The sequence below is a fragment of the Pedobacter sp. SAFR-022 genome (assembly GCF_051965375.1).
GTDB lineage: Bacteria > Bacteroidota > Bacteroidia > Sphingobacteriales > Sphingobacteriaceae > Pedobacter.
The window spans coordinates 107084-129129 of record NZ_JBQCME010000004.1 but is presented as its reverse complement, the minus strand read 5'-3'; the positions used below and the strand labels follow the sequence as shown (position 1 = coordinate 129129).

Below are 22046 nucleotides of genomic sequence, written 5' to 3'. Positions count from 1 at the left end.
TTTATCCGAAGGTCAACTGATCTACACGCACCCAGTGCATTCCTGCAGCTTCTGCGGCTTGCACCCCCGGGCGTCCGTCTTCAAAAACGAGGCACTGCTCAGCTGCTACGCCAAGAAGTTCCGCAGCTCTTAAAAATGGATCGGGATAAGGCTTACCACGCTCGGTATCTCCGGCGCAAACCAGCACCTCCACCAAGTCGCGAATGCCCAGGACCTCCAATGTCCTTTCAATCGCCGCGGTATCTCCGCCGGAAACCACTGCAATGCGTTTTTTACCTGCATTGGCGCGTAGATGCGCAACAACATGTTCTACGGGTTGTATTTCCTCCAGATACTTGCTGGCGAAGATCTCCGCCTTCCGCGCTTTGAATGCTGCAGGCACCAGGCTGCAGTTATACCTGCTATTGATTTCTTCAACCACATTGGCAATAGGCCAACCTGCAAGTTCATCAATGATCGCCGGATCGAATATTACATCGTGTTCCTTAGCAGCATCAACGTAAGATTCCGTGTGTGCTGCCATATTATCAGCAAGGGTACCATCACAATCATAAAGAAAGGCCTGGTAATCACCTGCAGTGAGTTCACATAATTTATCAAATTTGGATTGCTCCATACGTAAGTTTTAATTTTTGCCTCAAAATTACGACAATTATCATCCTGGCAGTGCCAGTGCCGTCTGCTGAATGTCAAGCTTCATAAAACAAAGCTTTGTGCCGTTTGTAATACTATTATGAACCAAGAGCATGAATTATTCTGGCTTTTTATACTCGCCATACCCGTTGCAAGTATTGCCTGGACCGTAACACATGAAGAAGTATTTCGGGAGCCAAGGGAGTATTGCGTCAGGCAATCCAAAGAGGCGCCAAGACTTTTGAAGCGCAAGTTTTTCTACCTTTTCACCTGTGAGTTCTGCTTCAGCCACTACGTTACCGTACTGATCCTGCTCTTAACCAATTACAAGTTGTACCATGATGATTGGCGCGGCTATATACTTTCCGGGTTTTCCCTGGTTTGGATCGCGAACTTCTACATGAGCATATACAACAAGATCCGTATCGACCTGAAAACAGGCAAGTTAATCTCCAAAAAGGAAGAAAACAGACTCAAGGAACAGAAAAAGGAAGACTAAAGTCTTCCAAAAATTCTGCTTAGCTCTCGCAACATTTTGCCATGATCCTGCTTCAACTCGCCAGGACCAAGCCGCCAGGCCCAGTTGTTCTCGATAGAAGATGGTGTGTTCATCCGTGCTTTTTTTCCAAGGCCAAGAACATCCTGAACGGGGATAATTGCCAGTCGTGCTACAGAAGCATAAGCCAGGCGAATGAGCTTGTAATGAACATTGTCTTTTGTGACCGGCCGCCCAAGATAGCATTCCAGGTTTTTCCTGTTCTCTTTGGTACTTTCTGATTTAAACCATGCCTTGGTGGTGGTATTATCATGCGTTCCAGTATAAACGATACAATTTTCGGTGTCGTACTGATGTGGGATATGTATCGAACAAGGCATATCATCGCCGAAGGCAAATTGCAGGACTTTCATACCAGGCATTGCAAACTGGTCGCGTAACAGGTACACATCATCATCAATATCACCGAGGTCTTCAGCGATAAAAGGCAGCTCAGCAAGTTCCTCGCGCATCACTTCAAAGAATTCAGCACCGGGACCAGGTTTCCAAGTACCATTGACCGCGGTTTCCTCGCCTGCAGGCACTTCCCAGTAAGAAGCGAATGCTCGAAAATGGTCCAGACGCAAAAGATCAAATAGCTCCATATTCTTCCGGAGGCGCTGCTTCCACCAGGCATAGCCTTCCTGAGCCATGACCTCCCAGCGGTAAACGGGCATGCCCCACAACTGCCCTTCTTCATTGAAGTAATCTGGTGGAACCCCAGCGATGCCGGCGTTATTGCCTTCTTCATCCAGCTTGAAGAGTTGTGGATGCGCCCATACGTCTACAGAATCGTAGCTGATGTAAAAAGGCAGATCACCGATCAGCTGCACCCGGTGTTCGTGTGCATACTGCTTCAATGCTGCAAATTGCTTGAAAAAGATATACTGCTGCCACTTGATCTGATCTAGTTCAGCCTGGCCGCTTTTCACAACCTTGGCCAGGGCATTTGACTTTCGCTTGCGGATCTCAGCGGGCCACTCGTTCCAGGGTCTTTGTTCGTACTTAGCTTTAAGCAACATAAATGCCGCAAAATCATCAAGCCAAAAGGATTCCTTACTGCAAAACTCCTGATAAGCTGCATCCTCACCTTTTCTGATGAAGTTATGATAGGCCCGCTCCAGCAACGGCAGTTTATGTTGCTCCACTTTAGGATAGTCGACCTGTTCCGTGCCTGAAGGTAGTTCTGCCTTAAGCTCTTCTTCGCTTAGAAGCCCTTCATCCTTTAAGGTTTCTAAACTGATCAGCAGTACATTTCCAGCCATGCTAGACAAGGCACTATATGGAGAGTAGCTCTGACTTTCCGAGATGGGGTTTAGTGGCAGCAGTTGCCAGTACCTTTGTCCTGATTTTTTAAGAAAATCAACAAAGTTGTAAGCCTCTTTACCAATATCACCGATACCAAAAGCTGAAGGCAGCGATGTAATATGCATTAAGATACCCGCTCCTCTTTTATTTGCCGGCTGCTCCAGCTTTAACACTGCTAAGGGTAGCGCTTTAAAGATTTCTTCAATTTTGATCACACTGCCTTTCACTTTTCCTTTTTCCTGGCTAAAAAGATGGCTCCATGCTTCAGGTGCTCCGGCTGGAACTTCGATGCGGGTATTCTTCCAGTTGATGGAGAGAATGTCTGATTTTTCCGATTCACATATTGCAGCAATATGCAGGGGAACGACAACAATGGTCCAGGTTTGCGGACCTTTACGCGCATATGCCAGAATATGATCTGCATATTTTCCTTTCACTTCCAGTGGAAGATAAGCGGCGGTTTTATAATCGTCAGGGTTGTTTTTCCTGTCCTGCAATAAAAGGTACTGCAGCCAAAGTTTGATCTTGCCGCCGTAGCGACTTTCCCATAGCTGCTCCATTGCGGCGCCTTCTTTAATTTCAGCCAGCCAGGCCGACCGTTTTTCATAGTCGACCGGACGTCTGTTATCGGGATCAACCAGGCTAAGGTCCCAGAGTTCCGTACCTTGATAGACATCAGGTACGCCGGGTGCGGTAAACTTAATCGTGGCCTGTGCCAGGGCATTGAGAATTCCGTAGTCCGCTACCTTTTTGAAAAATGGGCCGAAACTTTCTACAAATGGACCACTAGCCTCTATGAACTTTTTGCTGAATTCCTGTGCCGCTGTCTCGTAATCTGTCGCAGGTTCAGACCAGCCGGTATGCCGCTTAGCCTCCCTAAGGGCCTTTTGCAGGTAGGCATCAATCCGCTCCTGGTAGTCTGGCTCTTCCACACCAGGCATGGGGTGACTGCCGACCAGCGTCTGGTAAATGAAATAGCGATCATTTGGATCGGGCTTATCCTGCCTTGCGGTGATGTTGCTCCATTCATTTACCAGATTTAGCCATTCCTCAGACAGATCCGTCAGCACGTTCAGCCTTGCGCGTACGTCTTCCCCGCGCTTGGTATCATGGGTAGAGGTGCCGCTTAATGCCATTGGCCAGTACTTGATCCGGGTTTGCATAGAATCATGGAAGGCTTGTGGCGTTAGGCCAAAACCCTCAGGTGAGTCCCCTACTTCATTCTTTCCAATGTACCGGTTATAGGTATACATCAAGGTGTCTTCAACACCCTTGGCCATCAAAGGTCCGCTAAACTGCATACAACGTTTATAAAATAGCGTTCCACGCTTATTGAATTCTTTGTTCAGTGCTTTCGGTCTTTCAAACCAAACTTGCTTCAATGCCTGTACAGCCGGTTGAAGTTTCTTAGTACTAATATGATCTAAGAGGTCATTGAGTTCCGCAGCTTCTGATTTGGTCAAGGGAAAGGTACCTCCATAATAGCGGTATACCGGACAATGGATCAGTAATGCCGCGATGGCATCTTTCAGTAGGTCGGGATCAAGCTGTGGCTGTTCTTCCTGCAGGTTTAAGCTAAAGTACAGATCAACAAGGTTGTTGAGCTCGCCACCCATATGGTCTTTCAAAATGGCAGCCTTTTTACCCCATATTTGTTCTTCGATGCTTTCCGTGCTTTCGCTGATATCTTTGTAATGAGCGGAGAAGGCATCTTCTGCCTTCTTATTGGTAAAGATGTTATTTACAGTTGCAAGAAAGTCGTATCCCGTGGTGCCTTGCACCGGCCAGGCAGTCGGGAGTTCTTCACCTTGCTCCAGGATCTTTTCAATGACAATGTAGGTATCCTCGCCTGCTGATTCCCTTAACAATTCCAGATAGACATTTGGATCAAACAAGCCATCAATATGATCCACGCGCAAGCCCTGGAAAACACCTCGCTTCAATAGCGCAAAGATGTATTCATGATAGGCCTTGAAAACCTCGGGATTCTGGATATTCAGACAGATGAGACTATTTACCGTGAAGAAGCGCCTGTAGTTGATCTTCCGATCCGTTTCTTTCCAATTGCAAAGTCTGTAGTGCTGTTTGTTGGCAAGGGCCAGCAACGCATTTTTATCATTGTTGAATTGATCCAGGTTTTGCTGTTGCAGTTGCTTTTGGCTATCGTCGTTTAAAGGCCAAATGTTGCCGGAATAGTCGAACTGAAACTTGTCCCCTTCTCTAACGACCTTTAGCTCCCCACGCTCGATAACAACTTCAAGGTCATCACCTAAAAAAGGTGTCATAATCGGTTCAAAACCTTTACCAGACCAGTTCAGATCGAAGAACTTGTAGTACGGAGAAGCTTCGCCTTTTTCCAGGACATCCATCAGCCAGGGATTATTCTGGTGATAGGCCATGTGGTTGGGTACAATATCCTGAATCCAGCTCATGCCCTGGGATTTCAGGATGGCGGAAATTTCCAATAGCTCGGCTTCTGTTCCGATTTCCGGATTGATCCGGAGTGGGTTTACGGTATCGTAGCCGTGCATACTGCCGGGACTTGCCTCCATAATTGGAGAAGCATAGATCGTTTGAACACCCAGATCAGCCAGATAGGGTATGATATTTTTGAAATCGGAAAAGCTGAATTCCTTGTTAAACTGGATTCTATAGGTTGCTATCGGGTTAAGCATCTTTTCGGGTGTAGATTAATATTGATTCTGGTTGAATAATTAATTTGTTAACTTCCTGACAAGCACCATCGTCGGTACATGGGCCGCCCCATTTCTCATCCGCAGAACTTAAAAGGAGCTTCCAGTTGTGAATTGAATCTTCTGCGGGAACAGCCTGTTTCTCTTTGGAGAAATTCAGGATACAGACAATCTGTTGTCGTGGTTCCCATCTTTTTAGGACCAGGGTATTTTTGTCAGGATAACTAATGGCTGTGATGCGACTACGATCGCCATTACTTAATGCCGGATTATCTTTCCTTAAGGCAATCAATGCTTTGTAGTAGTTAAACATGGTTTGATGCTGTGGCTTGCTCAGCAGCTCCCACTGCAACTTAGACTGCAGAAAGGTTTGTTCTGCATCAGGATCTGGTGCTTCGCCTTCAGCGTGAAACGCGGCGAACTCAGCCTTGCGTCCCTCGCGCACCATTTTGTTCAGCTCCGGATCGGTATGGCTAACAAAATACAGGAAAGGGTTTGTCTCTCCGTACTCCTCTCCCATAAATAGCATTGGCAGGAAAGGACTGATCATTACCGCTCCGGCAAGTACCTTCTGCATTTCAAAGCTATACAATTCCGAACTCCGCTCGCCTAACATACGGTTACCGACCTGATCATGGTTTTGAGAGAAGACGATGAACTTTGAACCCTGCAAATCCTTAGCTGGCTTCCCGAAATTCTTTTTCCGGTGTTCAGAATATTGTCCATCGTACACATACGCGTCCTGATAAGCCTTTTCCAGGTGGCGGATGCCTTGAAAGTCAGAATAGTACCCCGTTGTAGGTTCGCCTGCACTGATGCGCAAGGCATGGTGAAACTCGTCAATCCATTGTGCGTCCATTCCGAAGCCATTCTTTTCCGGGCTATCCAAAAATCGGGGATCATTGAGGTCACATTCTACGATCAGGTAATGTGTTCGTCCGGTCACCTCCATCAGCGCATCTACTTCAAGCCGGATCGCCTGAAGGATATGCTCTGCACTTAAATCCTTGATGGCATGAACCGCATCCATTCGTAAGGCGTCAATATGGAAGTCGCGGAACCACATCAGCACATTTTCAATAAAATACGCTCTAACGCCGTCACAGTACTCATCATCGAAATTCACTGCCTGACCCCATGGTGTATGATACTTGTCCGTAAAGTACGGGCCAAATTCACCAAAGTAATTACCTTCAGGCCCCATGTGATTGTAAACCACATCAAGGATCACCGCGATGCCTTTGGCGTGACAGGTGTTTACCAGCTCCTGCAACTTTGCTGCCCCTCCATAGGAATGTTGCACTGCAAAGGGGAACACGCCATCGTAACCCCAGTTGCGTGCGCCCGGGAACTGTGCCACCGGCATAATCTCAATCGCATTAATGCCCAGCTCAAGGAGATGGTCCAGGTGTTCTGCAATGCCATCGAAGTTCCCTGCTGTTGAGAAAGTGCCGGTGTGGATTTCGTAAATGATGTAACTATTTAGCTTAGGATTCTCCCATTCTTCGTCCGACCATTCTGCTGCTTTAAGGTCTATAGCCGCTGAGGCTTCATGAACGCCGTTCGGCTGACTCAAAGAAGCTGGGTCAGGAAGCTTTTTTGTACCGTCTAAAATGAATTTATATAAGTCATTGGGTTGGAGCTGATCTGTTGTGGCATGCCAATAGCCTTGGTTTTGTTTTTGAAGGCGCAGCAGCGATCCATTTTCTAATTCTACTTCAACGCTTTCAGCAGTTGGTGCCCACAGGCAGATCTCCGCCTGCTGTGCATCATTGAAGTTAATTCCAACCCTTCTTTGTTTTAGGTAAGCGCTTTCTTTCATATCTACATCAATGTCAAAGCCCGGGGAAATGTTTTAAAATTCTGTACACCAACAATACCCGATTTTAATGCGGCAGATACGAGTGCTACGTACAAACACTCAGAAGGTTAATAAAATATTTTTCCTGAAAAAGTTGCATTGTTCGTTTCTTGTGTTACTTTTGTACTGTACTACATAACTAACACACCAGTTTATCCAATAATCACGCATTATGATAAAGCTTTCAAACCTGAATTTTGGCTACAGCAAAAAGTCGCTACTATTCAAAAACCTGAACCTTGAACTTAAAGTTGGGCACATTTACGGCCTGCTCGGAAAAAACGGCGCAGGGAAATCAACATTGTTGAAAAATATGGCCGGACTGGTATTTCCGACCGGCGGCCAATGCAGCGTAAATGGTTACAACGCTGCGGAACGCCGTCCTGCTTTTCTACAGGAGTTGTTTTTTATTCCCGAGGAGGTTTACCTGCCGAGCCTGACGGCACGAAGCTTTGTAGACAGCAGCGGGCAGTTTTATTCAAAATTTGATCACGCGGGTTTTTTCGAGATGCTTCGGGAATTCGATGTACCCTCCGATAAAATATTAAGCAAACTCTCGTTTGGTCAGCAAAAAAAGGTGATGATCGCTTTTGGTCTTGCAACCAACACGAGCTTGCTGATCATGGATGAGCCAACTAATGGTCTTGACATCCCCTCTAAAGTTCAGTTCCGGAAGATTATTGCTGCTGCGCTTACGGATGACCGATGCATCATCATTTCCACCCACCAGGTTCGGGATCTGGATAGCTTAATTGATACCGTAGTGGTGATACATGATCAAGAGATTGTATTGAACAAAAGCCTTGAAGAAATCTCGGATAAGATTCTTTTCAGTACCGCAGCACATGCGAACAAAGGTGGTATTCTGTACCAGGAAGCATCGGACTTCGGTGTCAATACGATTAGCATTAACAATGCTGAAAACTATTCGAAGGTAGATATGGAACTACTCTTTAACGCGATAACTAACAAAAGTAAGGCTGTAACGGAATATTTAAACTAACATCATGAACAACACATTTGATCTACAGCGCTTCGGCCTATTGCTATCTAAGCATACCAAAGAAAACGGCCGCACCTACCTGCTTTCACTGGCCGTGCTCGCTGCTATATTATGCAGCTTCTTGACTTTTGTAACCTATGCAAATGACGGTTATCTGGGCCCTCACCTACAGGCAACCTTCTACCTTGTATTTAAAATATTGTCTGGAGCGATGTTCACCAGCATTGTTTTCAGTGCTTATGGCGACAAAAAGAAGTCCATTCCCCTGTTTACTTTACCGGTATCTAATCTGGAGCGTTACCTGGTGGGCTGGATTTATTCTTATGTGATTTTTCAAGTGCTATATACTTTGTGCTTCTACCTGGTAGACTTTGCGGTATTAAGCATTGCCGACCTGACATCCGTGCAAAAGAACGACGTGGTCAACATCATTACCGTTGAAGACTCTAAGTTTTACCCTGGACTCATGATTTTTACCTTTATCCATTCGGTATTCTTTCTCGGGGCAATATTCTTCAGGAATCTTCACTTTATCAAAACCGGCTTCGTCTTCTTTGGCAGTGTGCTCGGTATTATACTGATCAATGCGCCGTTGCTTAAGATCATCTTTGGTGGACAGGCGCAATTTTCACCTCCATTCGATTCCATCCGGATGATGGAAGGTGAGAATGGCATTTCCCTGGACCCAGCGCCGGGATCAGAATTCTATCCCTGGATCTTGATTATTGTGATGTCATTGATGTTGTGGACAAGCGCGTATTTCAAACTTAAAGAAAGGGAGGTGTAAGATGGAATTTAGAGAAAATGAAGCGATTTACCTGCAAATAGCAGCATACATCAGTGAGCATATCCTGCTCGCAAAATGGGCGAAGGACGAGAAAATTCCATCTGTACGAGAACTTGCCATACAACTTGAAGTTAATCCTAACACGGTGGTCCGCGCTTACGAATTTCTTCAAAATAAAGAAGTGATTTATAATAAACGTGGGATTGGTTTTTACATCACCGACGATGCTGCCGAGAAAATTAAGTTATATAGCAGGGAGCGCTTCTTAGGCCAGGAATTGCCCGAACTGTTCCGCAATATGTATCTGCTGGACATCAAGATGGAAGAACTTGAGAAACGTTATGAACAATTTAAAACTGAAAATTATCAATCTAAGAAATCATGAAAGTGAGCACCATATTAATCATCGCTGCAGTAGCGGCAAGTGTCATTGCACTTACTGCATTTAACCTTACTCAAAAGGCCTTTTACAACAAAGGCGACTGGAGGAACCGTTTTTACGGCATGGAATACATTGCCATCAAAAGCGTCACAGACATTGAACTGGCAGACGCAGATAAAATGCAGGTAACCATTGAAAAAGGTGAAAAAGAAGGTTTATACACCAGCGCATCGTTTAAAGAACATGTAAAGTGGACTCAAAATGGAAGGAAATTAAAATTTGAAGTCACGGAAGATGCTAAAAAAGGTGCTCCATTCCGGAACGAGGGTTTTGTGCTCGTGCTCAACAAAATTGATCACCTGAAAACAAGTCCTTACGTGCCGCTTAAGTTCCAGAAATCTTATCCGGCAACGCAGGTGCTGATCAAAGGTTTTACACAAAACAGCTTACAACTTGACCTGGGTAAAACGAGCGAGGTGATCCTGGAGCAGGTGCAGTTAGATACTTTAGTAGCAAACATCGGTAATAAGGAAGGTGGTGCCGGCTTAACCATAGAAAAGGATGCAAAGATCAAAGTTGCAGACTTTACGATCCCTGGCGCAAGCGGCCTGGGTTTGAACAACCCAGAGATCGTGAAGGCTACGTACAACGTTTCTGAAAAGGCTACGGTACTACTAAATGGGACAGCATTGAAGATTCTGAAATAATTTTCTTTATTTTTCACCTGATACAATAATGCGACTTAAATGTCGTCTATATAACTGAGAGCGTTAATTTAGACGGGGGTATTTCGGACGAAATATCTCCGTTTTTTTGTTTAAAACAGGTCCTATGTCTATACAGTCCATTAACCCGGTTAACGGTGAGATCATTCAGATTTATACTGCAAACAGCGAAAATGAAGTAAACAGCAAAATCAAACAGGCGCAGGAAGCCTGGAGAAGCTGGCGTCAGGTGCCGTTACATCAAAAAGCAGATCTGCTGATGAAAGCTGCGGCAGTATTGCGGACGCGTAAAGATGCACTCGCCATGCTTATGGCACTCGAGATGGGTAAACCCTTGAAAGAGGGCATAGGTGAGATTGAGAAGTGTGCCGGTGTTTGTGAATACTATGCGCAGCATGGCGAGGAATATTTATCCGATCAGCTCGTTCCAACTGAAGCACGTAAAAGCTATATTGCTTATCAACCGCTTGGAATTGTACTGGCCGTTATGCCCTGGAACTTTCCATTCTGGCAGGTCTTCCGCTTCCTGGCGCCAGGCCTGATTGCGGGTAACTGTGGATTGTTAAAACATGCCTCTAACGTTCCAGGCTGTGCCCTCGCTATCGAGGAGGTACTTCTGGAGGCCGGTTTTCCGGAGCATGTCTTTCAAACCTTACTGATCGACAGCAAGGCCACAAAAAAAGTGATTGAACACCCACTGGTACGTGCTGTAACCCTAACCGGCAGCACGGAAGCGGGCATGCAGGTCGCACAACAAGCCGCTGGCCTGCTCAAGAAGTCGGTGCTGGAGTTAGGCGGCAGCGATGCCTACCTGGTACTTGAGGACGCCGATCTTGAAGCCGCTGCGGAGACCTGTGTGCAAAGCCGTTTGATAAATAACGGACAAAGCTGCATTGCCGCCAAGCGATTTATATTGCTGGAGCGCATTGCCGATGAATTTACAGCGATCTTCAAAGTGAAGATGGCCAGCAGGATCACGGGAAATCCATTGGAGGCAGGTACACAGCTCGGTCCAATGGCTAGAAAGGACTTGAGGGATGAACTGCATCAGGAAGTACAAAAGAATATTCAGGCAGGTGCTGAATGTATTCTTGGTGGTGAAATACCGGAATACGCAGGAAACCATGCCTTTTATACGCCAACCATCTTAACTGGTGTAAAAAAAGGTATGCCAGCCTATGAAGAAGAGACTTTTGGACCTGTAGCATCCATGATCAGGGCGGCAAGTGTGGAAGAAGCGATCTATATCGCCAATGATACCAAATTCGGCCTTGGTGCTGCAGTATTCAGTCGTGACATGGAACGTGCAGAACAAATCGCAAAAGAGGAATTACAGGCTGGATCCTGCTTTGTGAACAGCTTTGTTAAATCAGATCCACGTTTGCCTTTCGGCGGCATCAAGGGTTCGGGTTACGGACGAGAGCTGGGTTTGGTTGGTATTCACGAATTTGTGAACATCAAAACAGTTTATATGGCTTAGAGGGTAGTATGCCGGTTTTATTGTAAATGGCAACTAAATGTTTTTGGCATTTAATTTGGTTTATCATTTATAAACCAGCATACTATGAAAACGTTACCACACTTAAAACAGATTACCTATGGTGTTATAATTGTTGCATTTCCATTTATCTTCTCTGCTTCTGACGGATTAAAGACCCCTGACGTTCAACCAAGACCTAAGAAACAATATACTTTTCCTGTAAACAGTCCGGAAGAGACGATGAACATACTGAAAGCAACCGTCGACAGCCTTAAGAGCAGTAGTAATAAACTAACTATTGCTAATTAAATGCAGCAAAATCTGTTTGAACTGGATTTAAAAACATACAGGGCTGAGGCAGCCTTATTGCTGCAGCACGCCCTGGTCTCTCCTTTCCCCCTGTCGAAGTAAAGCTCCTTTAGAAAAACAAACTAAAGTGTGCTAATGCAGCGAACTTTGTTCCCGGCGTAAATGCAATACTATTCACCGCATCGCGGTTCCTAAGCTTCGTTAAAGTTTCAAACTGCGTCTCTTTCCACCTTACATCAAAAAGATTGTTTACCGTTACACCTACTTCATAGCGCTTGGTCGTATAGTTCAGCACGAGGTCTGTAATGAAATAGCCATCAGCCCTAAGACTGTAGTCTTCATTCGCAGGGCGATCGCCAAGATATCTGTAGCGCAAACTACCGTTAAAGCCCGATTTATTCATGTAGGTAATTCCAGCCGAGCTACTCCAGACTGGTGCAAGCGGGATATAGTTTTCACCTTCAGGATCATCTACGGATCGCCCATGTGCATAATTCAAATCGGCATCCAGGTAAATAGCAGGCACCGGCTGATAGCGAGCGGAGAAGTCAAAACCCAACCGCTGCGTTTTGCCACTGAATTCAAGCGTGCCACCGTCGCCGCTATATACATATTCGTTATCCAGTCGGATCTGCCAGATGGCTGCATTGAACAGTAACTTATCCGAAATTTTGAGTACAGTCCCTAAATCGGTCGTGTAAGCCGCGGGTAGTGTTTTAAGTCCCTCAGCTGCCACAACTGCTCTGGTATCATTGGAATGGAAGCCTTTTCCAGCGGTTACATAAAACTGGGTACTTACTGTCGGTTGATAATAGAAACTGAATTTAGGACTAAAAATGTTGTTCTGTGCCTTGTACGCACCTGCACCAGTTAATGTCGGATCTTCATCAAGCTTGTTGTAATAACGATAATAAAACTGGTCGAACCGCAGCCCGGCATTGAGACTGAATTTTTCATTAAAACGAAGTGTTTCACTCAGAAATACGCCAGAATTCAGTTCTGTAATGTCGCCAAGTTTTATGGCGTCCAATAAGATGTTGTTGTTTCTGGTATGCGATAGCTCAGAATTCTGGGTGGCATCTAACCTCACGTCAAGCCCCAGTTGCGAAGTCAACTTCAGCTTTCCGAAATAATCGTCTTGGGTATAGCTACCATGGTAGCCAAATAAATCTCTGCCTTCACGTTGTCTAATTTCATCGCCGTTTACCGGATCTTCAAGGAAGAAAGTGAAATTTGTATGTAGATCAAGTGCATACCGGGTGTAGAAAAGCTGATTTTTAACTAAGTTGTTTCCCGGCGTCGTGGTTAAAAGGATTGCGTTTAAATTGGAGCGGGAGGTTACACCACCTTCATTAGGGTCAAGTGCTCCAAAAAACCCGATGGTGCCATCATTTACCGCATAATCGGGAATCTGACCCGAAGCTTTCCAATCGCTGTAAAAGGTGGAGGCTGATGCAGAAAGTGTACTGTTATCGGAAATTTTACCATGATATTTGGTAAAAAAATTAGCCCTTTTGAAGCGCTGTGAATGTTCAAAATAGCTGTCCGAATACCGGTATTCACCAGCAGCATACCAGGAATGATTATGCTCTAATGCATCTTTACCCAGCAAGTTCAGCATACCCAAGGCACGATAGGTGTTAAACTGGCCGGCTTCTACCCTAAAGGTATTTTTGTCTAAGGCGTTCAGGGTATGGAATTCTGCGAATCCGGAGGTTACAAGGTTACCCTTTTCAGCATCCGCGCTTCCCTTTTTGAAGGTAGTGTTACCAATGGTTTCAGGAATAATAAAGTGACTGTCGCTATAACCCTGTCCGTGGGCGTGGGATACCATATTGATCGGCATACCGTCAACCTGTAAACTGATGTCGGTTCCATGATCATTGTCGAAGCCCCTTAAAAAGATTTGCTCGGCTTTACCGCCGCCCTGATGCTGACCAATAAACAGCCCTGGTACCAGTCGAAGTACTTCCTGAGAATTGGATACGCCGCGCATGCGAATATCTGTTTCGCTGATCGCTTTGTACGGATTACCGGCGTAACCAGCAATAACCACATCCTGCAACTGCAATGCGGTAGGTTCCAATAGGAATAGTTGCCCTTTGGCGAGGTCAGCTGCATTTATCTGCAGCCTTTCATACCCGAATGCTGTAATCTTGACAATTTGATTGGGACCAACGTTGCTTTTTATACTAAATACACCCTGTTCATCGCTGATGTCCGTTGCACTTTTATCAAGGAGCTCAACAGTAGCACCTTGGATCGCAATTCTGGTTCTTGCGTCAACGAGTTTTCCAGAAATTTCTTGTTTTTGAGCGTAAGATAGTTGACTAAGCAGTAGTAAAGCAGGGAGTAAAAGTTTCTTCATTCAGAATGTTCAATTGAAATTTGATGCAAAAATAGAAAGCTGATGAATACAGGCAATCTATAAAGTGCATTATGTGTGATTGTAATGGCTTTAATACCTATTTACTGAGTCTTTGGTAGTTTAGATTGATTCTAGGAAAGTCACAAGAAGGTAAAAGGGAGATTTCATTTGTAATAAAGATGATAGAATACTTATCTTTGATATATCAAACGCCGGCACGCCTGGCCTCACCTTCCACAAAACTTCAAGCTTATAGATTCGAACCTTACCTCAACAATCGTATATCTACCCATAGCCAACCAAACTTAAACCTATGAGAAAATACATTTTAGCAGGCGCAGGATCTTTATTAGTTACTTTATCAGTTATGATTAGCGGATGGATTCCAAGTTCAGGAAGCCAACCGGTTAATAGTGCTACAACTAAAGTAAATGAAGCTCCGGCCGCAATCACCGCCGACTCTTCATATAACAGATACCTCAACGATATTTATCTTGCTGCAAATTTAGCCGCTACTGGTCTGGACCAAATGGTTTTTGAGAAAGCCGTAACTGGATTTTACAATCTTAAAAATGCTGGAAAGTTATCAGCTGAGAAGTCTATCATCAGTATTGCAGACATGAATCAGGTGAGTAGCACCAAACGCTTATGGGTCATAGATCTGGAGAAGAAAGAGCTGCTGCTGAACACTTGGGTTGCCCATGGAAAGAATACCGGTGACGATAGAGCAACAAGGTTCTCGAACGTGAATTCATCAAACCAAAGTAGCCTTGGATTTTACATAACCGGTGAAGTATACTATGGTAAACATGGACGTTCTTTACGTCTGGATGGTATGGACAACGGCTACAATGATAATGCACGCAGACGTGCCATTGTGGTACATGGTGCCGATTACGTTAGTCAGGGTACGATCAACGCATTGGGCCGTTTAGGACGTAGTTTGGGTTGCCCAGCGGTTGCTCCGGAGTTATCAGATAAGCTAATCAACACCATTGAGGGTAAAACTGTGTTGTTTATCAATGGTGCTGACCAGCATTATACTTCTAAGTATCTCGACAATCATTTAGCTGCCGCATTCGCTTTTAATAGTGTTGATATCCCTGTTCAAGCACAGGAACTACTTCCCGCTAAGTCGCTGCAGGTGGGTATATAATACAATATCGAGTCCGTAGACGTCCTTTCTGAACTGTAGTGCCCCACTTGGATCGGCCCAGGCTGTGAAATAGGTAAGATACACCGGAATTTTCTTTGGCAATGCCAGGTCAGTTGCTTCTGGATTATTTGACTCCATGTTCTTTTTGATCAGGTCGAACTTTTGTCCATCGCCAAATAATGCATAGGCCAGATCCAATGGTTTCTCCACACGTACACAACCGTGGCTAAGTGCGCGTTCCGCTCTTGTAAAGCCAGCCTTTGCCGGTGTATCATGCAAATACACGCTACTTTGGTTCTTGAACAGGAACTTAATTTTACCAAGTGCATTGTCTAGTCCCGGACGCTGTTTAAAGGCATATACCTTTCCCGCATCTGGAGCAGACCAGTCGATCGTTTCTGTGTCTTCAATGATCTTTCCATCTTTGTACACATCAATATTGTTGTTTGAAAGATAGTACGGATCTGCTGCTGCACTTTTAGTGATTTCATTTGTTGCAATACTTTGCGGAATGTTCCAGACAGGATTAACCTGTACACTGTGGATCAAGCTATTTAATTGCGGGGTTTCACGACTGAATGGTCTGTCTTTCTTAAGATCGTGTTCATCATAGGTTGCCAGGTTGTCTGTGAAAGTTTTATTCCTACCCTCACCTACGACAACTTTCATGTTCATTATAGATTTGCCCTTTTCCATGACGTCCAAGCGGTAGTCGGCAATGTTCACGAGCACGTATTTATCTTCAGTCGGCTTATTCTTCCAGCGTAAACGTTCAAGGTTAACGGCAAGTACCCGTTGGGTTTCTTCTGCAGACATTTTAGGATCTTTGAACCCGCTTGATAGTGCCTTTTGCAACGCCAGATATTGAGGATCTTTAGGCTGAATACTGTCTAGATAGCTCTTCAAATCTGTGAGCGTAAATACCTGCTGCATTGAAGTACTGTCTGGACGCTTGGTTTCTGTATAATACCGGGCGTAGATCTTCCTCGGGCTAATTGCTCCAAACTGCATCGCATTACTGTAATTGATCAGTGAATTTGCGGCCATAATCTCCAGATCCGCTAAGGTTTCATAAGCTTCATCTTTCGACTTGATGGCGTCTTTATCATACAGCTTTCCAATTAAACCTGTCAATGCAGTCGTCTTAAACATCTCTGGATCAAGTCCGTGTGCCGGTGCATTTTTAAAGTATTCGGTAATGACTTTTAATTTTCCTTCAGGCAAATGCTTGAGTACGAGTACCGGTTCGTAATCATTTCTTTCATAAAAAGCAGAAATCAGCTTTGGATTGTTCAGTGTGGAGCGTTTAGCTTCTAATCTTTTCTTGAGTACCACAGCAAAGGTGTCGCTTTGCAGATCTTTAAAAGCTTTGTTTTTAGTTTCGCCATAAAGGGCTTTAGAGATGTCGGAACGTGTCTTTTTACAAGACTGAAATCCGATGGTCGCGACCAGTAGCACCAGGCATACCGCGGACATACGCTTTAAGTTAAAATTCAGTTTATTCATAAGTGATGTTTGTGTGTTAGAAAATATTTTTGTGATTGCAAGTATGAAGTTTAAAAATCCTCATCCAGCCTGCCGGCTTTATGTTTAGGGAAGTTAAACAGCATGGAACTTATAATTGGAATAACAAAAATTGCAACTGTGATGATGGATACGGCGAGATCCGCACGCTCACTCTCGAGAAACTTAGAAATGGGCGATCCCACGGCAAAGTGAGTGATTACGGACGCTGAGAGCTTCAAACCTAAAACACCGATGACCATGTAAGCAGCTGTTTCCAGGAAGGAAAACTTTTCCATCAGTTTTACAAAGCCTTGTGCGACGAAACGCATGGCAAGAATACCGATGAAAACGCCGATATAGATCAGGTAAATGTTGTCTGTAAAGGCAACAGCAGCGAAAACGTTATCTATAGAAAAAGCAAGGTCCATAAGCTCTACCAAGGCAACAGTTGCCCAAAAGTTTCCAACCAGACCAACGGTAGAACGGTAGAACCAGTTCCGTTTCTTATCAATTGCTTCAAGATGATGATCTTCTTTCTGTTTCTTCATCTTTTTAAGGAAATAAGAGATGGCAAGATATAACAGATAAAAACCACCTATGGGTTTAAGCCACCAAATGGTTACCAGCCAGGCAGCCAATACCAGACATATACCACGGAATACATAGGCGCCAATGATGCCGTACCTTAAAGCTTTGTCCCTTTGATCCTTTGGAAGATCCATGACCATGGTTGCCAATACCGCTGCATTGTCTACGGAAAGCAGACTTTCGATAATTACAAGATTTAAGATGATGAGTAAGCCCGCTTCAATGTCGTTGCCAAAAATGGTATGCAAAAAGTCCATTATTTCTACGCTGTTTTAATGTTATGTGATAAATAAAGCGGAAGATATAGGAAATATATGCAAGAACTAAGCCATAAAGCCCATTATCTGCAACATGACAATGCATCAGCTTCAGTACTTGGTAGTTGCAGGTTTTACGCCTTCTGCGGCTTGTATAAGCAAGGAAAGCAGGACGACAAGGAAGCATCCAAGTACATTGAGCCATAGATAGGCTATGACATCGAAATATCCGGTAACACAAACGAGCAGTTCGGCGAGCAGCGCAGCAAAAAACACCGATCTGCCATCAACTTGCTTTACATAGAATGCCACCAGGAAAATCCCAAGCACTGTTCCGTAGACGTATGAGCCGAGAATATTTACCGCCTCGATCAGGTTGCCAATTTTACTCGCATACAGCGCCATGACGATACAAATAACGCCCCAGAATATTGTAGCCCAGCGTGATGCGGACAAGTACTGGTCGTCTGATCTGTCTTTTCTGATCAGACGCTTGTAAACGTCTATTACACTGGTGGAAGCCAGGGAATTCAAGGCGCTGGCAGTTGATCCCATGGAGGCTAAGAAAATGATTGCGATCAATAAGCCTATGAGTCCTTGTGGCAGGTACCGGGTTACGAAACTCAGGAAAATGTAGTTGTTATCATTAACATCAGCGTTTTTGTCGTTTTTGAGCATCAGGTCGGTCGCAGCCTTCTTCAGTGATTTGCTCTCCGTATCTGCAGTCTGAAGTTCCTGCCGTAGGGCATCGATCCTTGCTTCATCACCCTGATCGAGGGCTATATTCAGCTTTTCTAGTGCATGCTGTTTTGCTGAAAAGGCAGCATCGTACTGGGTGTATATAGCATCCAGTGCTGGCTTTAGATCGCTTTTCTCCAGTTTATTAAGCTCGTAGCTGTTGAAAAAGATTGGCGGTTTGGTGTATTGGTAGAATGTAAAAACCAGAACGCCGATGAGCAGGATTAGGAACTGCATAGGAATTTTCACCAATCCATTCATAAGTAAACCTAGCCTGCTCTGGCCTACGGATGAACCGGTAAGATATCGGCCTACCTGGCTTTGATCGGTACCGAAATAAGACAGCTGCAGGAAAAATCCACCGATTAGCCCGCTCCACACGGTATATTGATTGTTCCAGTCGAACTTAAAGTCAATGGCATTTGCCCTGCCCATTTTACCGGCAATACTGATGGCTTTTATAAACCCGATGTTTTCCGGCAAAAGCGAAACCACAACATATCCAGCGGCGAACAGGCCTAGGAAAATAATGCTCATCTGAAGCATCTGTGTATAGGAAACCGCCTTTGTACCACCATAAACCGTGTAGCAAACCACAACAATGCCGATGAACAACGTTGTATACACCGTGTTGATATTCAGGATAGTGGAAAGGATTATCGCTGGAGCGTAAATGGTGATGCCGGTTGACAGCCCCCTTTGAATAAGGAAAAGAATCGCTGTCAGCACCCGCGTATTTAGGTCGAAACGCTGTTCCAAATATTCGTATGCCGTGTAAACTTTTAGGCGATGAAAAATTGGAACGAAAGTGATACAGAGCACGATCATTGCAAGTGGCAATCCAAAATAGAACTGCACAAAACTCATCCCTGATGAATAAGCGAGTCCTGGTGCGGACAGAAAAGTAATTGCACTTGCCTGTGTAGCCATCACCGATAAACATACACTATACCATGGAAGGGACTGGTTGCCGAGCAAATAGCCATCAATATTCTGAGTGCCCCGGCTTTTGTACACGCCATAGGCTACAATTGCCAGCAAAGTTCCACATAACACGCACCAGTCTAATAAACTCATCTAAAATAGATTGTAAATAGGTAAAAGCCAAGGATAAGCATCACCAGCCATAAAACGAGTAGCGCATAGAACTGCTTCCATGTCTTCACAAATGGGGGTAGTTCCTGTCTTTCCTTATTGTCGTTCATGATTTTCCATTTCTTCTTTACTTCGACGGCTTGTCCGAGGCACCCGCTGATAGTAAGTTTACAAATAAACGGTATGCTCCTGGTACACCTGCAGGTAATTCCCTGTAGAAAACTAAACCAGTGTAAATATATTTACCTTTTCCATAGTCCGCCACAATGAGTGATCCGGAAGCAGACTGTTCACCTTTGTCTTTCATACTCAAGATCGGCGTATATTTTGGATCAAGATTGTCGGCGAAATAGATTCCTCGTTCCTGTACCCAGCCTTCAAAATCCCTTGAGGTGATCTTATTTGGAAAGTTAAGCACAGCATGATCTGGTTTCAGGAAGTTCACCATAGCATCTTCCTCTGTAACTCGGTTGCGGCTTATTGTAAAAGGATATGGCCCAAGCTGGTTGACCTTCAATGGTGCATTAACATTGTATTGCTGTACCAGGGTGCCCCCATTATTAACATAGTTTAATAGTTTAGCTTGGATTGCAGGCATGTCCTCATTGATGTTATAGAGCCTTACCCCTGTTACAATTGCATCAAATCTGGAAAGATCTCCATTCATCAATAAATTATGCTCCAGGACGGTTACCTCATATCCAATTTGCTTCAACGCCTGCGGGATGAGGTCGCCCGCCCCGGGGAGGTATCCGATATTTTTACCCGCAAACTTGAGATCCACTTGCTCTAGCCTTGCCTCGGAAGCTGGGAATAAGGTCTGTACTGGAATGTGCTCATAAGCGATCTGCTGGAAGCCATGGTGATAAGTGGCTCCCGCGGTGCTGACTTCCAGCTGTAACATCCCCGGCTTTGCATCTGCTTTGGGGCTGACGGTAAGTTCATACTGCTCCTCAGATCCACGGCCTTCCAGGTTAATGTCGATCATAGCGGGTGAAATTGTCCAGCCCAGCGGTGCTTTAATCTTGAGCTGGCCTTTTGCGTTCGGCGCAAAGCCTCTCACAGAAACTGCGATTTTCCTGGCAACCTGGTTGTTGAACACGTAAGCTTTCTCCTTTAATGTTGCTGTAATTGGTGGTGCAACAACGACCGGCTGATAGATTTCCCCAATTGCCGGGTTTGCATATTTATAGATTAATGCACGCTCTACAGGGATCCGCGTGCCATTGATGCTGATTTCGATTTTACCTGGTGAGAGCGCCTTACTTTCTGGTGCAGCAAGATTATCTACACCGGAAAATTCATAGGAACCGATACCGTGCGGATTGCTGAGCCAGTACGGTTGCGTAATTTCGGCAGCCGCAGTCTTTAAGGTACGGTTTATCCGCTGCAGCTGGCCTGCTGGTAGCGCCACAGGCTTTTCATCGTCAATGATCAGCTGAACCTGGGCTGGGAATTCAGCAGGCAGCCTGGACAATGCCTCCAGTTGCATGGTAACCTGTTCTGATAGCGCATACACAGGGGCCCTGGCCACCGCTTCTACCCAAATACCCGCACAAGCCAAGATCAACTCATTTAATTTTGAATGTTCAAAGGGCAAATTGCGACTTAGCGCTCTCAGCTTAAGCAGCTTATCGAGTGACTTATATGGCGCATTAACCTGATAAGTCTGATTGATATCATCAAGCAGTACCTGCACCTGCTGCATGCCGGGGTATCTGCTTAAGGCACTATTAACATCTTCAAAAAGATCCTTTTTCGCTGGTGTACCTGCCAGATGCTCGAAGTACTCCATTGCAGACCCGCGCTGTTTCATGGAGCCAAATCCCTGGCTTCGGTGGCTTGACCTGCTTTCCGCGGCGATCTCGCCGAAACTTTGACCAAGCAAGGTGTTATATTGACCAACATCCAGCTTCAGTTGCTCATCTGAGGTCGTGTTGTTACCGCCAAAGTTGAAGGTATTCCAGACAATGCGCTTGGTTTTCCAGGGCTTCACATAAGCAAGCTGCTCCGGAAACTGCTTTGGATCGGCAGCAAGGCTGAACGCTTTTTCGGCAAGGATTGCGGAAGCCGCATGCGCGCCATGGCCGGCCCGGGCATCGCCGGGAAAACGGGTGATGATCACGTCTGGCTGAAATTTTCGAATCACCCAGACAACATCAGCAAGAATTTTTTGCTCACCCCAAAAAGCCAGAGCTTCCTCGGAAGTCTTTGAGAATCCAAAGTCATTCGCCCGGCTGAAAAATTGCTCCGCACCATCTATTCTTCTTGCAGCCAGCAACTCCTGTGTACGCAGCAGTCCAAGCAGATCAGCCTGCTCGGTACCGATTAAGTTCTGCCCCCCGTCACCCCTGGTGAGTGAAAGGTAAGCTGTTTTGAATTTCATCCCTTTAGCGAGGAATGCCAAAAGCCTGGTGTTCTCATCGTCCGGATGAGCGGCAATGTACAATACTCGCCCGGTTACATTTAAACCTTCAAGGCCCTGCTTAATCTCGGCCGCATTCAGGGAGCGCTGTGACTGCGCATACAGGCAAAATGGAAAAAGTAGAATAAGGTAAATGGGAAGCGTTTTTAATTTCATATGTCGTTTAATCGCAGGTTTGCTTAGGACTTCAAGTAAAT

The 22046-nt window shown here is 45.1% G+C and carries 16 protein-coding genes; 8 read left to right on the top strand and 8 right to left on the bottom strand.

Features of this window, described 5'->3' with window-relative positions; all coding sequences use genetic code 11:
- Window position 1: 1 nt before the first annotated feature.
- Window positions 2-616, bottom strand: coding sequence for an HAD family hydrolase (locus tag ACTHQF_RS11135; protein ID WP_440430292.1), 615 nt, complete (start codon window positions 614-616; stop codon window positions 2-4).
- A 117-nt stretch (window positions 617-733) separates the two neighbouring features.
- Here ACTHQF_RS11135 and ACTHQF_RS11130 point away from each other — a divergent pair, with 117 nt between their 5' ends.
- The gene (locus tag ACTHQF_RS11130) at window positions 734-1132 is read left to right on the top strand and encodes a hypothetical protein (RefSeq protein ID WP_440430291.1); all 399 of its coding nucleotides are present in this window, start codon (window positions 734-736) and stop codon (window positions 1130-1132) included.
- On the opposite strand, the gene treY is transcribed toward ACTHQF_RS11130, so the two are convergent.
- Together treY and treZ are read right to left on the bottom strand one after the other, a co-directional pair.
- Window positions 1129-5151 (bottom strand): malto-oligosyltrehalose synthase, encoded by a 4023-nt coding sequence (gene treY / locus ACTHQF_RS11125; RefSeq protein WP_440430290.1) that lies wholly within the window; start codon window positions 5149-5151, stop codon window positions 1129-1131. The genes ACTHQF_RS11130 and treY overlap by 4 nt on opposite strands.
- Window positions 5144-6991, bottom strand: coding sequence for a malto-oligosyltrehalose trehalohydrolase (gene treZ / locus ACTHQF_RS11120; RefSeq protein WP_440430289.1), 1848 nt, complete (start codon window positions 6989-6991; stop codon window positions 5144-5146). The genes treY and treZ overlap by 8 nt, the downstream gene beginning before the upstream one ends.
- Window positions 6992-7202: 211 nt before the next feature.
- On the opposite strand from treZ, the gene ACTHQF_RS11115 reads away from it, so the two are divergent.
- The 6 genes from ACTHQF_RS11115 to ACTHQF_RS11090 all read left to right on the top strand — a co-directional run bounded on the left by ACTHQF_RS11115 (window position 7203) and on the right by ACTHQF_RS11090 (window position 11716).
- Complete coding sequence (locus ACTHQF_RS11115; protein ID WP_440430288.1) at window positions 7203-8033, top strand: ABC transporter ATP-binding protein; 831 nt, start codon at window positions 7203-7205, stop codon at window positions 8031-8033.
- 4 nt (window positions 8034-8037) lie between these two features.
- Window positions 8038-8820 (top strand): hypothetical protein, encoded by a 783-nt coding sequence (locus ACTHQF_RS11110; protein WP_440430287.1) that lies wholly within the window; start codon window positions 8038-8040, stop codon window positions 8818-8820.
- A gap of 1 nt (window position 8821) precedes the next feature.
- Window positions 8822-9205: a GntR family transcriptional regulator gene (locus ACTHQF_RS11105; RefSeq protein ID WP_440430286.1), complete on the top strand. Its 384-nt coding sequence runs from the start codon at window positions 8822-8824 to the stop codon at window positions 9203-9205.
- The gene (locus tag ACTHQF_RS11100; RefSeq protein WP_440430285.1) at window positions 9202-9909 is read left to right on the top strand and encodes a hypothetical protein; all 708 of its coding nucleotides are present in this window, start codon (window positions 9202-9204) and stop codon (window positions 9907-9909) included. Before ACTHQF_RS11105 ends, ACTHQF_RS11100 begins: the two co-directional genes overlap by 4 nt.
- 124 nt (window positions 9910-10033) lie before the next feature.
- Window positions 10034-11407, top strand: coding sequence for an NAD-dependent succinate-semialdehyde dehydrogenase (locus ACTHQF_RS11095; protein WP_440430284.1), 1374 nt, complete (start codon window positions 10034-10036; stop codon window positions 11405-11407).
- A gap of 84 nt (window positions 11408-11491) precedes the next feature.
- Window positions 11492-11716: a hypothetical protein gene (locus ACTHQF_RS11090; RefSeq protein ID WP_440430283.1), complete on the top strand. Its 225-nt coding sequence runs from the start codon at window positions 11492-11494 to the stop codon at window positions 11714-11716.
- Between the two features lie 109 nt (window positions 11717-11825).
- Here the strand turns inward: ACTHQF_RS11090 and ACTHQF_RS11085 are convergent, their stop codons facing one another.
- Window positions 11826-14084 carry a TonB-dependent receptor gene (locus tag ACTHQF_RS11085; RefSeq protein ID WP_440430282.1) on the bottom strand — a complete coding sequence of 753 codons (2259 nt, stop codon included), beginning with the start codon at window positions 14082-14084 and terminating at the stop codon, window positions 11826-11828.
- A gap of 313 nt (window positions 14085-14397) precedes the next feature.
- On the opposite strand from ACTHQF_RS11085, the gene ACTHQF_RS11080 reads away from it, so the two are divergent.
- Window positions 14398-15240, top strand: a complete 843-nt coding sequence (locus ACTHQF_RS11080; RefSeq protein ID WP_440430281.1) for a murein L,D-transpeptidase catalytic domain family protein — start codon at window positions 14398-14400, stop codon at window positions 15238-15240.
- Here ACTHQF_RS11080 and ACTHQF_RS11075 read toward each other — a convergent pair.
- The 4 genes from ACTHQF_RS11075 to ACTHQF_RS11060 form a co-directional block, all read right to left on the bottom strand.
- Window positions 15205-16746, bottom strand: coding sequence for a L,D-transpeptidase family protein (locus ACTHQF_RS11075; RefSeq protein WP_440430280.1), 1542 nt, complete (start codon window positions 16744-16746; stop codon window positions 15205-15207). The two genes, ACTHQF_RS11080 and ACTHQF_RS11075, sit on opposite strands and share 36 nt — an antisense overlap.
- Window positions 16747-16796: 50 nt before the next feature.
- Window positions 16797-17591, bottom strand: a complete 795-nt coding sequence (locus ACTHQF_RS11070) for a TerC family protein (protein ID WP_440430279.1) — start codon at window positions 17589-17591, stop codon at window positions 16797-16799.
- A gap of 111 nt (window positions 17592-17702) precedes the next feature.
- Window positions 17703-19406, bottom strand: a complete 1704-nt coding sequence (locus ACTHQF_RS11065) for a sodium:solute symporter (protein WP_440430278.1) — start codon at window positions 19404-19406, stop codon at window positions 17703-17705.
- A 145-nt stretch (window positions 19407-19551) separates the two neighbouring features.
- On the bottom strand, window positions 19552-22005 hold the full coding sequence (locus ACTHQF_RS11060) for a PIG-L family deacetylase (RefSeq protein WP_440430277.1): 2454 nt from the start codon (window positions 22003-22005) through the stop codon (window positions 19552-19554).
- Between the last annotated feature and the right edge of the window lie 41 nt (window positions 22006-22046).

What these genes read in the sequence shown, in the direction of transcription:
- ACTHQF_RS11130 (WP_440430291.1), top strand. Translation starts at nt 734, where the DNA reads ATGAACCAAGAGCATGAATTATTCTGGCTTTTTATACTCGCCATACCC.
- ACTHQF_RS11085 (WP_440430282.1), bottom strand. Translation starts at nt 14,084, where the DNA reads ATGAAGAAACTTTTACTCCCTGCTTTACTACTGCTTAGTCAACTATCT.
- ACTHQF_RS11105 (WP_440430286.1), top strand. Translation starts at nt 8,822, where the DNA reads ATGGAATTTAGAGAAAATGAAGCGATTTACCTGCAAATAGCAGCATAC.
- treY (WP_440430290.1), bottom strand. Translation starts at nt 5,151, where the DNA reads ATGCTTAACCCGATAGCAACCTATAGAATCCAGTTTAACAAGGAATTC.
- ACTHQF_RS11070 (WP_440430279.1), bottom strand. Translation starts at nt 17,591, where the DNA reads ATGGACTTTTTGCATACCATTTTTGGCAACGACATTGAAGCGGGCTTA.
- ACTHQF_RS11075 (WP_440430280.1), bottom strand. Translation starts at nt 16,746, where the DNA reads ATGAATAAACTGAATTTTAACTTAAAGCGTATGTCCGCGGTATGCCTG.
- ACTHQF_RS11065 (WP_440430278.1), bottom strand. Translation starts at nt 19,406, where the DNA reads ATGAGTTTATTAGACTGGTGCGTGTTATGTGGAACTTTGCTGGCAATT.
- ACTHQF_RS11100 (WP_440430285.1), top strand. Translation starts at nt 9,202, where the DNA reads ATGAAAGTGAGCACCATATTAATCATCGCTGCAGTAGCGGCAAGTGTC.
- ACTHQF_RS11095 (WP_440430284.1), top strand. Translation starts at nt 10,034, where the DNA reads ATGTCTATACAGTCCATTAACCCGGTTAACGGTGAGATCATTCAGATT.
- ACTHQF_RS11090 (WP_440430283.1), top strand. Translation starts at nt 11,492, where the DNA reads ATGAAAACGTTACCACACTTAAAACAGATTACCTATGGTGTTATAATT.
- ACTHQF_RS11080 (WP_440430281.1), top strand. Translation starts at nt 14,398, where the DNA reads ATGAGAAAATACATTTTAGCAGGCGCAGGATCTTTATTAGTTACTTTA.
- treZ (WP_440430289.1), bottom strand. Translation starts at nt 6,991, where the DNA reads ATGAAAGAAAGCGCTTACCTAAAACAAAGAAGGGTTGGAATTAACTTC.
- ACTHQF_RS11110 (WP_440430287.1), top strand. Translation starts at nt 8,038, where the DNA reads ATGAACAACACATTTGATCTACAGCGCTTCGGCCTATTGCTATCTAAG.
- ACTHQF_RS11135 (WP_440430292.1), bottom strand. Translation starts at nt 616, where the DNA reads ATGGAGCAATCCAAATTTGATAAATTATGTGAACTCACTGCAGGTGAT.
- ACTHQF_RS11115 (WP_440430288.1), top strand. Translation starts at nt 7,203, where the DNA reads ATGATAAAGCTTTCAAACCTGAATTTTGGCTACAGCAAAAAGTCGCTA.
- ACTHQF_RS11060 (WP_440430277.1), bottom strand. Translation starts at nt 22,005, where the DNA reads ATGAAATTAAAAACGCTTCCCATTTACCTTATTCTACTTTTTCCATTT.